The sequence below is a fragment of the Caloramator sp. E03 genome (assembly GCF_006016075.1).
Taxonomy (GTDB): domain Bacteria; phylum Bacillota; class Clostridia; order Clostridiales; family Caloramatoraceae; genus Caloramator_B.
The window spans coordinates 2540086-2555150 of record NZ_CP040093.1 but is presented as its reverse complement, the minus strand read 5'-3'; the positions used below and the strand labels follow the sequence as shown (position 1 = coordinate 2555150).

Genomic DNA, 15065 nt, shown 5'->3' with positions numbered 1-15065 from the left:
TTATAAATATTAAATAAAAAGATTATCAAGATTACTAAAATAATAATAATTACTCTTTTTTTATGCTTCACTGATATCACCTTTGCTATCAATTCCATTTAATATCATTCCAGATTGGACAGCAAATATCGCAATCTGTGTTCTATCCCTTAAGTTGAGCTTGTCTAAAATACCGCTAATATAATTTCTTACAGTTCCTTCACTAAACTTAAGCTTATCAGTAATCTCTTTATTTGACATTCCCATTCCAATAAGCTTTATTATTTTAATCTCATTCTTACTTAAACTGTTAAGTGTTTTTTCATCAACCTTAAACCTATAATCTATGTGAGCCATTTGAGAAAAAAGTTTAACAACCTTTACAGCAATATTTGGATTTATTAAAGCTCCTCCGTTGTAAACTGTCCTTATTGCATCTACAAGCTCCTTTGAAGAAATGCCCTTTAAAAGATATCCACTAGCCCCATTTTTTAAAGCATTAAAAACATATTCATCATCATCAAATGTTGTTAAAACAATAATTTTAATATTAGGGTGTTTTTCTTTAATTATTTCAATGCATTTTACTCCATCAATTCCAGGCATTCTAATATCCATAAGTATAATATCTGGGAGCAGTTCCTTTGCTAACTTAACTGCCTTTAATCCATCTTCAGCTATTCCAACAAGCTCCATATCTGGTTTATTGCTCAAAATAATCTCAAGGCTCTGTCTTATTAATTCCTGATCTTCTGCTATCATCACCCTTATCATACTTTTATTCTCCCCCTTATAGGTATTTGTGCAGTAATACTAAATCCTTTTCCATCATCACTTATAAAATTAACACTTCCCTTTAACATTTCAACTCTCTCTCTTATATGTTTTAGCCCAAATCCTTCTACAATATTGCTACAGCCTGTCCCATCATCTTTTATGCTAATGAAAGCTTTCCCATCAACAAACTTTAATGCTATACTTATTTCATTTACATTTCCATGTCGTACTGCATTTGTAATACCTTCTTGTATTATCCTGTATATTGTTTCCTCCTCATCAGCACCAAACTTTGGAACATCCCCTTCAATATTTAATATAACTTTAACCTTTGTACACTCATTTATATCTTCAGCAAGATTTTGTATAGCAGGAATTAAGGAAAACCTTTCTAATGTATCTGGTCTTAATTCATTTACTGAACGCCTTACATCAACAAGCCCTTTTCTTGCAAGTTCAGCAATCTTAATAATTTGAGACTTTGTCTTTTCAATATCTACTCCTGCAAGCTCTATACAGGCCTCAAGCCCTGTTGCTATTCCTGTTAAAGTATGTCCTATTGTATCGTGTATTTCCCTTGCAAGTCTATTTCTTTCTCTTGTCTTTGCCATCTCTTCAGATTTTTTTGCATAATCCTGAAGCTGTATGTTTACAATTTTAAGCTCCTCCGCTGTCTTACAAAGCTTAGAATACAGCTCTTTTATCTTTTTATTTTCATCCATCTGCCCTTGAATTACCATTATCATAAAAAGTATAAACAGGACTTCATTAATTGAGGTTAGTATATTTCTAATACCATAAATATAGAGTCTTTGAGTTGAAGTGTAATATTGTATATATTCATTTATTGAAAATATATTTGTTTCAATTGAAAATATATCATAATCAAGCAGTACATATATAATAATAGTTATTACTATAAAAATACTTCTGCTTTTTCTATCATCTATGTATATAATCATATTAGCTATTGCAAGAAGCAAAAGCCCTTTATATCCAATATTTAAGCAAAAAATTACTGCAATACATATTATTAAGTCTAATATGCTAAATATAAAGAACAATATTTTGAAATTTTTTGATATTTTTTCTCTGATTTCAAATGAAATAAACAATATAATAAGAAGAGATATTGAATAAGCAGGTACCTTCCAGGGTATCATTGGAACGAACTTTACTTTTTCCAAAAAACTTCTTGCCATATCATTTTCACAAATAAGTTTAGTTGTATTATAGATTATTATTGACATGAACATAATTATAAAAAAATTTATTAAAAAGATGGCCATCCTTACAATTGATATATTTTTCTGGTTAGCCATAAAATTCACCATCCTAAAGTATACAGTAGTATCTTAAGACATTATTCTATGAAAAAAATGATAATCCTTCTTTTTAAATTGTACTTTAATTTTACTTATTTTATAAACATTTTCTTAATTTCTTCTAAATCTGATATTTTAGTTTCAACTGACGCCCTATCAACATAAGAATTTATATACATTATAAATTTAAAATGATTAAGCCTTTCATTTTCATCTTCATAATATCCATTAGATATACTATCTACAAAATCACTTGACTTATCTTTTGGAACATATATCATGCATCCTATTTTCAATAAAAGCTTTAAAATCTCATCATCGTAAAAAGATTTTGAAAATTTAAATGTAAGAACTTCTCTTATAGCAAGTTTATTTCCAATCATAAGCCCTAAAAAGGACTTCTTTTCTTCATACTTATATGCTCTATAGTTTAAATATATATTTTTTTCATTTAATACATCTTTTAAACTTTTTATTGGCTCTTTCAAATCATTTATGCTTAAAAAAGTTAAAACAGAATCAACCTGAATTACAACATCATCTTCTTCCAAGATATTTTTAAAAAGCTCCATGCTAATATCAGTAATATTGCCTTTATTCTTTGGATATTCAATTATATACTTATATTCTTTACTCTTATCTTTATAAATCTTCAGCTTACCATAAAACGAATTATTAACAGGCACATATATTCCCCCTTACAATTTACTTTTATAAAATACTATTATTAAGGCAATATTATCATATTTATTGATATAATTCTATAAAATAAAAGCATAATTTTTATACACAAAATAAGCGGTTAAAATTTTTCATTTTAACCGCCACAGCTTATTTTCTATGCCTTTTTTTCTTAGGAAAAACTCCTTTAATCTGATCATATAAATCAAAGGCTGCCTGTGCTATAGAAACAATGTTTGAAAAATCATTGCTTGCTGCAACTTCATCACTGGATTTTAAAAATTTATCTAAGTAATCTACTTTATTCTTTGCTGAAGCTGTAATAGAATTTACGTTATTTAAAGTTTCATCTAAATTCTTTCTATTCTCTTTAAAAAAGTCATTTGCATTTTTCAAAAGCTCAATAAGATTTTTTAACAATTTAACAAGGTATACTGTAATTAAAATAACCGCAACTGCAACAATAAATAGAACCAACCCTTCAGCAGTTATCTTTATTTCCATAGTATTACTCCTCATTCATATTTTCTTGAGTCTCATTTGATACTTCTTCCTGATTACTTTCTTGAGCATCCTGATTTAAAGCTGCATCCTTTTCTTTATTACAGCACTTATTAAATTTTTCTTTTACAACTTCACCTGTCTTTTTTGTAAATTCCTTAACATTACCAGCTACCATCTTAGAAACATCAGCTGCATTGTCCTTTATTTGAGCCCTCGTCTCCTTACCAGACTTTGGAGCAAAAAGAATTCCACCAACTAAACCAGCAGCAGCTCCAAATATTGTTCCAAGTGCAAGTCCCTTTTTAAGATTCTTCTTTGCCTTTTTACCTTTTAAATCTAATTCAAATTTTATATTTTTCAGATAAATCATCCCCTTCCTTATGCTTATTATAATATTTCTATACTCCTTTTTCAACATTTTAACATTAATACTAACAAAAACTATAAATTAGATTTTTTATCCTTCAAAGAGCATATTTTCAATCGGCATACCAGGGGGAACAATTGGATAAACACTCTCATTCTTTTCAATGTCACATTGAATAAATAGTGGCTTTGTAAGTTTATTTATTTTTGAAACAATACTATTTAATTCATCAAGGGTATTTACTTTAAACCCTTCTATTCCATAAGCATTTACAAGCTTAATATAGTCAACATCATCAGTAACATCAGTTTCGCTATATCTTTTATTGCTGAACATCCTCTGCCACTGCCTTACCATTCCAAGGGTTTTATTATTCATAAGAACTATAAGGATTGGAATATTATATTTTGAAACAGTAGCAAGTTCATTACAGTTCATTCTAAAGCTTCCGTCTCCAGTTATTAAAACAACATCACTATCAGGATTTCCAATTTTACATCCTATAGCCGCACCTAATCCAAATCCCATAGTCCCAAGGCCACCAGATGTTATAAATCCCCTCTCACTTTTAAATTTCCAATGTTGAGCAGTCCACATCTGGTGCTGTCCAACATCTGTTGCGACAAAGCAATTCTCATCAAACTTTTTATTTAAAATGCCTATTATATTTTTAGGTAAAAAGCTCCCTTCATCATTATTATTAGATACAGCATAACCTCTAATTTCCTCAATGTAGGACTTTCTATCCTTTTCTTCTATTAATGAATAGAGCTTTTCAAGGCTGCTCTTTAAATTTCCTGCTATATATATATCTGGTTTTACATTTTTACCAAATTCACTTTCATCAATATCAATGTGTATTATCTTTGCTTTTTTTGCAAAGGAATCGTTTTTTCCAACCACTCTATCGCTAAATCTTGCTCCAATAGCAATTAAAAGATCAGAATTTGAAACAGCAAGGTTAGCTTCTCTAAAGCCATGCATTCCAACAAGCCCAAGTGACAATTCATCGTTTCTGGGAATAGTTCCAAGCCCCATTAGAGTGTTCACTACAGGTATGCATGCTTTTTTTGCAATTTTTATGAGTACATCCGATGCCTTTGCAATTTTTACTCCTCCTCCAGCATAAATAACCGGCCTTTTTGAATCATTTATAAGCTTTGCTGCCCTCTTTAAAACATCATCTTCGATTAAATCAAAACTATCGTTTTTATATTCGCTTTCGCATTTTACATATTCTGTTTTACTAAGAAACACATCTTTAGTTATATCAACCAATACCGGTCCCGGTCTATCACTTACAGCAACTTTAAAAGCCTCCCTGAGAGTTGGTGCAAGTAATTCAACATTCTTCACAAGATAGTTATTTTTAGTAATAGGAATAGTAACCCCTGTTATATCTATCTCCTGAAAAGAATCCCTTCCTAATAAATTGCTTGGAACCTGCCCTGTTATTACTAAAAGCGGAGTAGAATCCATATAAGCTGTTGCTATACCAGTAATAGTATTAGTAGCTCCAGGTCCTGATGTTGCAATGCAGACACCTACTTTTCCAGTACTTCTTGAATAACCATCAGCACCATGAACAGCCCCCTGTTCATGGGCTGTTCTAATGTGCATAAAGTTGTTTCTTTCATCATATAGTGCATCATATAAAGGAATAACTGCACCGCCAGGATATCCAAACAGCACATCTACGTTGTGTTCTTTTAAACATTCCAAAACAATTTGAGCTCCTGTTAAATACATTACTGCATCCTCCAAAATGACATTATTATATGCCCCCTGGGAAGCTGAAGACACCATTTTCATGTATCTTCCTATATATCCACCATATTCTTTAAACTTAGGGACAAATTCTTTTTACGCTCTTCAAGCTCCTTTTCATCAACTAATAGTTCCAATCTTCCGTTATCTATATCAATTTCAATCATATCCCCATCTTTAACTAAAGCTATTGGACCTCCCTCACAGGCTTCAGGAGATACATGGCCAATTGCTGAACCTCTTGTTCCTCCTGAAAATCTTCCATCAGTTATTAGTGCCACATATTTGTCAAGATTCATACCAGCAAGAGCTGATGTTGGTGTCAGCATTTCCCTCATTCCTGGACCGCCTTTAGGCCCTTCATATCTTATAACTATAACCTCACCTTTATTAATGCTTCCGTTTAATATTGCCTCTGTTGCACTTTCCTCTCCATCAAAAACCCTTGCCTTTAATTTAACATTCATCATTTCAGGAACAACTGCAGATTTTTTAACACTGCCCTTCTGGTGCAAGGCTTCCCTTTAATACTTTAATTCCGCCAGTTTCACTATAGGGTTTTCAATTGGTGCAATTACTTTTTCATTCTTATTTACTGCATTTTCAATAACCTTTTCAACTGTAACATTTTTAAACAGTATACAATCAAGATTTAAAAGATTCTTTTTAGACAGCTCCTTCATAACTGCAGGTATCCCCCCTGCCTCATATAAATCTTGAATATGGTAAGGGCCTGCTGGACTTAACCTGCAAAGATTAGGAGTTCTACTGCTTATTTCATTTATCATATCAAGGTTAATCTTTACATTAACTTCCTTTGCAATAGCTGTTAAGTGAAGTACGGTATTTGTTGAACAGCCAAGGGCCAACTGTAAGTGCATTTTCAAATGCCTTTTCAGTTAATATTTTTGAAGGAGTTAAATTCTCCTTTATAAGTTCCATGATTTTTATACCTGCTTCCTTGGCAAGTCTTTTTCTCTCCGAATAAACTGCTGGTATAGTTCCATTACCCGGAAGAGCCATTCCAAGGGCCTCTGACATACAGTTCATAGAATTTGCTGTAAACATGCCTGAACAGGAACCACAAGTAGGACAAGCACAATCCTCAAGTTCCTTAAGCTCTTTAAATCTCCAATGCCTGCTGAAACTTTTCCAACTGCCTCAAAAATTGTAGTCAAATCAACATTTTTGCAGAGCTATCATCTCAGCAAGCCACCTAGCCCTCCGCTTACAACTATTGCTGGTATATCAAGCCTTGCAGCAGCCATTAGCATTCCAGGAACAATTTTATCGCAATTTTGGTACTAAAACTATTCCATCAAGCCTATGAGCTAAAACCATAGTTTCAATGCTATCTGCAATAAGCTCTCTGCTTGCAAGAATATTTCATTCCTTCATGGTTCATTGCAATTCCATCGCATACACCAATGGTTGGAAACTCAAATGGTATACCTCCAGCCATAAAAACTCCTTTTTTACTGCTTCAACTATTTCTCTTAAGTTTGTATGACCTGGTACAAGTTCATTAAAGGAATTTACTATTCCAACAAAAGGCTTATTCATTTCTTCATCTGTAATGCCTAAAGCCTTTAAAAGGGATCTATGGGGTGCTCTTTGTAGTCCTTTTTTAATATCATCACTTCTCATTTTGATCACTCCTCTATCCATGACATCATTTTTCTTAAGTTCTTACCAACTTCTACAATTGGATGTTCAAGTTCCTTTTTCTTCAATGCATTAAATACAGGTCTATTTATCTGATTTTCAAGTATCCATTCCCTTGCAAATTTTCCATTTTGAATTTCTTCAAGTACTTTTTTCATTTCTTCTCTTGTATCTTCATTTATTATTCTTCTTCCAACCATATAATCTCCATATTCTGCAGTATCGCTAACGCTATATCTCATCTTTTCAAACCCGCCTTCGTAAAGAAGGTCAACTATTAGCTTCATCTCATGAAGGCATTCAAAATATGCTATTTCTTTTGATATCCTGCTGCAAACAAGGGTATCAAAACCTGCCTTTATAAGCTCAGTAACTCCTCCACAAAGAACAGCCTGTTCTCCAAAAAGGTCTGTTTCAGTTTCTTCCTTAAATGTTGTTTCAATAACCCCTGCCCTTGTTGCTCCAATTCCTTTTGCATAAGCAAGAGCAATATCCTTTGCTTTATTTGTATAATCCTGATAAACTGCAATAAGAGACGGTACACCTTTTCCTTCAAGGTAAACCCTCCTTACAAGATGGCCTGGGCCCTTTGGCGCTACCATAAAAACATCGATATCCTTTTCAGGAACTATCTGATTAAAGTGAATATTAAACCCATGTGCAAAAGCAAGGGCACTTCCTTTCTTAAGGTAAGGCTTTATATCCCTTTCATATACTTCTCTTTGGCTAGTATCAGGAATTAGCACCATAACTATATCGCTTTCTTTTACAGCATCGCTTACCTTTAATACTCTAAGCCCATCCTTTTGGGCTTTCTCCCATGATTTACTTCCTTCATATAAACCTACAACAACATCAACACCACTGTCTTTAAGATTTAAAGCATGTGCATGCCCTTGGCTTCCATATCCTATAACAGCTACTTTTTTACCTTCAAATAGTTTTAAATCTGCATCTTTTTCATAATACATCTTTGCCATTTAACATTCCTCCTCAGATATTTTTATTTCATATACTCCAACTACTTTTTTAACCTGAAGCATAGCTTCATATAATCCAAGATTCATATTTTCATTGATTTTTATTTTAAGGCTTCCCTTTTGTGAATCAATTTCTTTAAAATCAACACTTTCAATATCAAATCCCTTTTTCCTTAACACAGAAACAATTCTTATAAAAGGATCGATGCTTGGAATTAGTGATACATTTAAAGTTTTTGACACAAATATCCCTCCCATTAATAATTCAATGTTAAATCAACTTAATTTGCTGAGAACAATTTAAATAATTATATTTTTAATATCCTTTGTATTAAAAAAAGCCCTTCGTTCCCATGGATATAGAACTATCCATAGGGACGAAGGACTTAACCTCCGTGGTACCACCCATCTTCACGTATAGTATATCTATGTTTTAGATATACCACTACGCCTCATTTCATCAGGTCGGAATATCGTATTGCAACTGCAATACTCAATCATAACCATATAGCTATATATCGGTAGCTCCCGTCCTCATCTACTTACTTTGTAAGCTTTCGACTTGGCAGCTCCGGAGTGATCATTACATACCCTTTAAGCACTAACTTCCACCAACCGTTAGCTCTCTAAAGCTCAAAACAGGTATCTTTCTCTCCATCTCAGCTTTATTATATGTTGAAATAACATCTATTTCCATGAATTATATTATATACAATTATCGTTGTCAATATATTTTTTCCTATATTAAAAAAATTTAAATTAAATTTAAAATTGCAATTTTAAAAATGGATTTTTTCATTATAAAATTTATCAATGCTTTTAAAAAAAGTTCGATATATTAAAAGGGTGGTTTTATGAAAGGATATCAAGCATTTTTTCATTTGATTAAAAAAGGTATATTAAAGCGTTACTATAGAATAGAAATTTTAAATGCTTCAGAAATGATAATTAAAAATGATATAAATGAAATCAAAGATATATTAAGTCCAATGGAAGAATTATCAAAGATTTCAAACACCAATGAAACTAAAGAAATATTTTCTTTTTTACAATTGAAAAGCGGCAATTATTGTATTATAAAATGCAGCATAAGCAGTATTGAAAATACCTTTGCCCATGCTATCATTTTTAATAAACCATTAGATTTTAACCCAATTGAGCTAATAGAATCAAATTTATTTATTAAAAGATTAGATGAATTAAAAGAAAATAATTTAATAAGCATGGAGATGGAAATACCAGAAAATCATATTTCCCGGGAAAAAATTAAAGATTTTTTATTGAACAACAGGATATTATATTTAAATAAACTATTAAATGCTTTTATTTACTGCAATGAAAATAAAAAACCAATTTATATATATGATACTAAAGATAACATTATTCTATGGATAGCTTCACTTTCAATGTGCCTTCCTAATAAGTTTTCTCATAGTTTGACTTTTACAACCGATGATTTAATATCTAAAAATGGCTGCATGATAAACGGGCTCAGCAATGCTTTTTCTGATAAAGAATATGTTTTTGATTTTTTAAATTTAAATTATCCTTCTTTTGAATCTAACTATAATTTTTCTGATTTTGCCATAAAATCTTTTCTAAAGGATTTTAGCCAGTTAATAAAATTTAATGAGTTTATAGAAGACTGCGGCTATGATAATCTTGATAAAAATATAGATGGCTGCCTTGAGCTTTATAAAATAGTTGAAAACACTGCATTAAATGATGAAGAAAAAAATGAAGATAATAAATACTTAAAACCTGCATTTGAATTTGCATCTGAAAATATTAAAGATGATTTTTTGATTAATGTTTATAATTCCCTTGAGATGCATCTTCAAATTATATCAAGGAGCATAGATATTGAATCGATAAAACCTTTTTCAAAATTCATATTTAAAACGGCTTTAAATAATAAAATTCCTTTATTTATTGATAAAAACTGCTACTACTTTTTTGCTGCAATAGATATTATAGCAATTAAAAGCAGCGACAGTTTACCTGAACTTTTAAAAATATATGAGGAAATAAACAATGAATTTAGTGATTTATCCTTTGCAATATTAAAAGAATCTATATCAAAAGAAAGGATTGAATTTTTAAATGCACTTCTATCAAGAAAGGAACTTGAAGATAGAAGTGGCTTTTATCTTTACATAACTTTAAAAAGTCTGATAGAACTTGGATATACTTTTAAACAGGCTATGAAAAATGAGGCTATGGAAAAGCTTATTAAACACTGCTGCTATATTACATCAAAGGATGCTGATATTATAGATAAAATCTTAAAACTATGCAAGGAGGATATTGAATATTGGGTAAATATTGTAAATGAAATATATCAAAGCATAGCAGGAACTATTATTTCCCATATTTTCGTAAAATTATATATAGAATCAATAAATTCATTTGATGAAGATAGTTTATTTATTATAAGAAAAAAGCTTATAGAAATGAAACTTGACAGCCTTTTATTTGAAGAATGCATAGAAAGGCTAAACAATTCTGAATCTTTAGTTGAAGATTTTTCCATGATTGAAAAGGACATATTACTTGAATTTCCAGAGTTTGCAAAGGAATATTCAAATGAAATTATTAAAAAATATATTATGCTTTTGCCTTCTGAAAATATGTATGAGCAGTGTAAAAATATATTACTAAAAGTTATCAATGAAAACTACTTCATTAATGATGATGTTTTAAAATTAATCCTTAACAGATTAGAAGATAGCATACAATTTGATAATATAGATAATGATATAAAAGAAAATATCACACAAATAGTTAGAATTAAAACATCAAAAAACATAAAAACAAATCAAAACATTATTGAGCTGCTCTCCTTATTTTTCTTTTTAAAAGAAAACATGGATAAAGAATATGATTTTGATGACATAAACTTAAACTATATTGATATTGAAAATCTTGATATAGAAAGATATCTAAGCTACTTAAATTTGATATTGCCTTATATTCTATGCTATATAAAGTCCTATATCGACCACAGAAAAATTATAAGGTTTTTAGATGTTTACAATATGGAAGAAAAATTCCTTATAGTATATATTAATAAAATAAAATATCTCTTTGAAATTGATGCTAATAAGGGATACATAGCCTTTTTGCATTTTATAATCTACTTCTTTTATTATCTTGAACCAAGATATAAACTTTCTGGGGAAGATGAAGCAATTGATTCTGTTAGAAAGAAGATTACAGATATTTTAAAAGAACTTTCAAAAAACATTTTAAATAAGCTAAATGATGATGTTAAAGCAGAATTCAATTCAATTGGCGTAAGACTGCCGCTTCAATGGGAAGATATATATAAAGAAGTTAGCACAAATATATTTTAAAAGAATTGAGCGGTTATTAATTTTTAATTGTTTAAGGCCTTTGAAAAAGTTTGTTTTATTAAGCCCCGTGAAGGATTTCTCTGGCACTTTATCATTTTGCCAAAGCTCACGAAAGATGCCTTTTTGAAATCCATTCACGGGGCTTTTGCATAGTTCCTAACCAAAAAGGATTTCTTTAATATCTGATATGTTAAAAATTTTTAAAATATATTGCATTTTTCATTATATTAATATACAATAACATTGTGAAAATAATAACATTATACTTTACATTTTAAGAGTAGTAAAACGGTTATTTGGGATAAACGCCAATTAAGCCTCATCAAGAGGCTTGCTAATCAAGCCTCTTCCTCCTTTTTAAAATTATTTTTTTAGTCATACATGTTATTTTTTTAACATTAATATATAATGAAAGAGGTGTTTTTTATGCCAGTTACTAACAGAGAAGAACTTTTAAACAAAATAGCTGAAGTTAGAGAAGCTCAAAAGAAATTTTCTACTTATACTCAAGAGCAAGTAGACGAAATTTTCCGCCAAGCAGCAATGGCTGCAAATGATGCAAGAATATATCTTGCAAAAATGGCTGTTGAAGAGACAGGAATGGGAATTGTAGAGGATAAAGTTATTAAAAACCATTTTGCATCAGAATATATCTACAATAAATATAAAGATGAAAAAACATGTGGAGTTATTGACAAGGATGAAGGATTTGGACTTACTAAGATTGCAGAGCCTATAGGTGTTATTGCTGCAATAGTTCCAACTACAAACCCAACTTCAACTGCAATATTTAAAGCATTAATCTCATTAAAAACAAGAAATGGAATAATATTCTCACCTCATCCAAGGGCAAAGAAATCAACAATAGAAGCTGCTAAAATAGTTCTTGAAGCCGCTGTTAAGGCTGGAGCACCTAAGAATATAATCGGATGGATAGATGAGCCTTCTGTAGAATTATCACAGATGGTTATGAAAGAATGTGACCTTATACTTGCAACAGGTGGTCCTGGAATGGTTAAGGCTGCATACTCCTCTGGTAAGCCTGCAATTGGCGTTGGTGCTGGAAACACTCCTGCTATAATAGATGAAACAGCTCATATTAAGATGGCTGTAAACTCTGTACTTTTATCAAAGAGCTTTGACAACGGTGTAATATGTGCATCAGAGCAGTCAGTTATAGTTTTAGATGAAGTATATGAAGAAGTTAAGAAGGAATTTGTAGAAAGAGGCGCTTATATATTAAAGAGCGATGAAGTAGATAAGGTTAGAAAAATAATACTTGTAAATGGTTCTATTAATCCAAACATTGTAGGACAAAGCCCTCAAAAAATAGCTGAAATGGCTGGAATAAATATTCCTGAAGGTGCAAGAATTATAATAGGAGAAGTTGAATCTGTTGAACTTGATGAACCATTTGCTCATGAAAAGCTCTCTCCAGTACTTGCAATGTATAGAGCTAAGGATTTTGATGATGCTCTAAATAAAGCTGTAACACTAGTAAAAAACGGTGGATTTGGACATACATCTGTACTTTATACTGATACAATAAAGAGTAAAGACAGAGTGGAAAAATTCAGCTCTGTTATGAAAACTGGAAGAACAATAATAAATATGCCATCATCACAAGGTGCAATAGGAGATATATATAACTTTAAACTTGAACCTTCATTAACTTTAGGCTGTGGTTCATGGGGAGGTAACTCCGTTTCGGAAAACGTTGGTGTAAAACATCTTATAAATATTAAAAACGTTGCCGAAAGGAGAGAAAATATGCTTTGGTTTAGAGTTCCTGAAAAGATTTATTTTAAATACGGATGCCTTGCAACTGCACTAAAAGAATTAAAGGATATGAATAAGAAAAAAGCATTTATTGTAACTGACAAAGTTCTATTTGAACTTGGTTATGTAGAAAAAATTACAGAGGTTTTAGATAAATGCGGTATTGAATTTAATGTATTCTTTGAAGTTACACCAGATCCAACCCTTGCATGTGCTAAAAAAGGTGCAGACCTTATGAAAGCATTTAACCCAGATGTTATTATAGCCCTTGGAGGAGGTTCTCCAATGGACGCTGCTAAAATAATGTGGGTTATGTACGAACATCCTGAAGTTAGGTTTGAAGATCTTGCAATGAGATTTATGGATATTAGAAAGAGAGTTTATAGATTCCCTGAAATGGGTAAAAAGGCTATGATGGTTGCAATTCCAACATCATCAGGTACTGGTTCTGAAGTAACTCCATTTGCAGTTATCACTGATGAAAAAACTGGAATTAAGTATCCTCTTGCAGACTATGAATTAACACCAGATATGGCAATAGTAGATACAGAGCTTATGATGAATATGCCAAAGGGACTTACAGCAGCATCAGGTATAGATGCCCTAACACATGCAATTGAAGCTTACGTTTCAGTACTTGCATCAGAATATACAAATGGACTTGCCCTTGAAGCTATAAGATTGATATTTAAATACTTACCACAAGCATATAATGAAGGTACAACAAATGTAAAAGCAAGGGAAAAGATGGCTCATGCATCAACTATAGCTGGTATGGCCTTTGCAAATGCTTTCCTTGGAGTTTGCCATTCAATGGCTCACAAGCTTGGTGCTATGCACCATATACCACATGGTATAGCTAATGCCCTCCTTATAAATGAAGTTATTAGATTTAACGCTGTAGATAATCCAAGGAAGCAGACTGCATTCCCACAATATAAATATCCAAATATAAAATGGAGATATGCACAAATAGCTGACTATTTAAAACTTGGTGGAAAAACTGATGATGAAAAGGTTGAATTATTAATTAAAGCAATTGATGAGCTAAAGGAAAAAATAAATATACCAAAATCTATAAAAGAGGCTGGTGTTTCAGAGAAGAAGTTCTATGCAAGCCTTGACGAAATGGCTGAACAAGCTTTTGACGATCAGTGTACCGTATCTAACCCAAGATATCCTCTAATAAGCGAAATAAAAGAAATGTATATTAACGCTTTTGAAGGAAGGTAAAAATAAACAAAGAGACAGCTAATCATAATTAGTTGTCTCTTTTTATTTAATAAATTTTCAATTTTTTAAGCTTCAATCTTTTTTACAATCTTTTTTATCTCTAAAAGCAAAAGAGCTATATCCTCTTTTGTAGCAGCCTCCTTTGACATGGAATAGAATTCTAAAGGAAGTTTTAAATCATCAAATTCCTTCTCAACAATAGAGGCCATTTTAAATCTTTTATTTATACTCTTTTTATTTTCCAAAACACAAATACGGCTATTATCCTTAAAAACTATATAATCATCATAAATCCTATCTATAAATCCATAATTTACATATCCATATAAGCCATCACCCTTTACAATGCTCTCCCTTACTTTAACAGGAATCAAAACTTCTCCTTCTCCAAGATAAATAGGTATAAGGTTTTTCTGGTTTAATATTTTAACACATCTTTTTCTTATACTTTCAATGCTCCTGCCTCTTTCATAAAATAAACTCCTTAAGGCACTGCTCATTCCTTTATATATAATCCTCTCGTTGTCATCTTCTTTTATCCTGCAGCAATCCCCCCTGCCTTCAATATATTCAGGAATGATATACTGAACCATATTTATCCTCCTTTTTCCATTTGTTTACATATATTATACTACGAACATAAGTTCCATTG

At 31.1% G+C, this 15065-nt stretch carries 11 protein-coding genes, 1 pseudogene and 1 other annotated feature; of the genes and pseudogenes, 2 read left to right on the top strand and 10 right to left on the bottom strand.

Features of this window, described 5'->3' with window-relative positions:
* Positions 1-60 precede the first annotated feature (60 nt).
* From FDN13_RS12160 to FDN13_RS12120, 9 genes and pseudogenes are all read right to left on the bottom strand, one after another.
* Complete coding sequence (locus FDN13_RS12160) at positions 61-753, bottom strand: response regulator transcription factor (protein ID WP_138980635.1); 693 nt, start codon at positions 751-753, stop codon at positions 61-63.
* Positions 750-2078 carry a sensor histidine kinase gene (locus FDN13_RS12155; RefSeq protein ID WP_168190165.1) on the bottom strand — a complete coding sequence of 443 codons (1329 nt, stop codon included), beginning with the start codon at positions 2076-2078 and terminating at the stop codon, positions 750-752. The genes FDN13_RS12160 and FDN13_RS12155 overlap by 4 nt, the downstream gene beginning before the upstream one ends.
* A 95-nt stretch (positions 2079-2173) precedes the next feature.
* On the bottom strand, positions 2174-2767 hold the full coding sequence (locus FDN13_RS12150; protein ID WP_138980633.1) for a hypothetical protein: 594 nt from the start codon (positions 2765-2767) through the stop codon (positions 2174-2176).
* A gap of 145 nt (positions 2768-2912) precedes the next feature.
* Positions 2913-3266 (bottom strand): DUF948 domain-containing protein, encoded by a 354-nt coding sequence (locus tag FDN13_RS12145; protein ID WP_168190164.1) that lies wholly within the window; start codon positions 3264-3266, stop codon positions 2913-2915.
* Between the two features lie 4 nt (positions 3267-3270).
* Positions 3271-3636 carry a YtxH domain-containing protein gene (locus FDN13_RS12140; RefSeq protein WP_168190163.1) on the bottom strand — a complete coding sequence of 122 codons (366 nt, stop codon included), beginning with the start codon at positions 3634-3636 and terminating at the stop codon, positions 3271-3273.
* 87 nt (positions 3637-3723) lie between these two features.
* Positions 3724-5382 carry a biosynthetic-type acetolactate synthase large subunit gene (gene ilvB, locus FDN13_RS12135; RefSeq protein WP_138981098.1) on the bottom strand — a complete coding sequence of 553 codons (1659 nt, stop codon included), beginning with the start codon at positions 5380-5382 and terminating at the stop codon, positions 3724-3726.
* 9 nt (positions 5383-5391) lie between these two features.
* Positions 5392-7047 (bottom strand): annotated as a pseudogene (ilvD, locus tag FDN13_RS14650) (dihydroxy-acid dehydratase); the annotation flags it as partial.
* A gap of 5 nt (positions 7048-7052) precedes the next feature.
* On the bottom strand, positions 7053-8045 hold the full coding sequence (gene ilvC / locus FDN13_RS12125) for a ketol-acid reductoisomerase (protein ID WP_138980630.1): 993 nt from the start codon (positions 8043-8045) through the stop codon (positions 7053-7055).
* The gene (locus FDN13_RS12120; RefSeq protein WP_138980629.1) at positions 8046-8288 is read right to left on the bottom strand and encodes a hypothetical protein; all 243 of its coding nucleotides are present in this window, start codon (positions 8286-8288) and stop codon (positions 8046-8048) included.
* A gap of 127 nt (positions 8289-8415) precedes the next feature.
* Positions 8416-8715 (bottom strand) — a binding site (T-box leader).
* A 184-nt stretch (positions 8716-8899) separates the two neighbouring features.
* Between FDN13_RS12120 and FDN13_RS12115 the strand changes: the two genes are divergently transcribed.
* Positions 8900-11401: a hypothetical protein gene (locus FDN13_RS12115; RefSeq protein WP_138980628.1), complete on the top strand. Its 2502-nt coding sequence runs from the start codon at positions 8900-8902 to the stop codon at positions 11399-11401.
* 426 nt (positions 11402-11827) lie between these two features.
* Positions 11828-14413 (top strand): bifunctional acetaldehyde-CoA/alcohol dehydrogenase, encoded by a 2586-nt coding sequence (adhE, locus tag FDN13_RS12110; protein WP_138980627.1) that lies wholly within the window; start codon positions 11828-11830, stop codon positions 14411-14413.
* A 65-nt stretch (positions 14414-14478) separates the two neighbouring features.
* Here adhE and FDN13_RS12105 read toward each other — a convergent pair whose 3' ends face one another.
* Positions 14479-15006 carry a hypothetical protein gene (locus tag FDN13_RS12105; RefSeq protein WP_138980626.1) on the bottom strand — a complete coding sequence of 176 codons (528 nt, stop codon included), beginning with the start codon at positions 15004-15006 and terminating at the stop codon, positions 14479-14481.
* Positions 15007-15065: the final 59 nt, after the last annotated feature.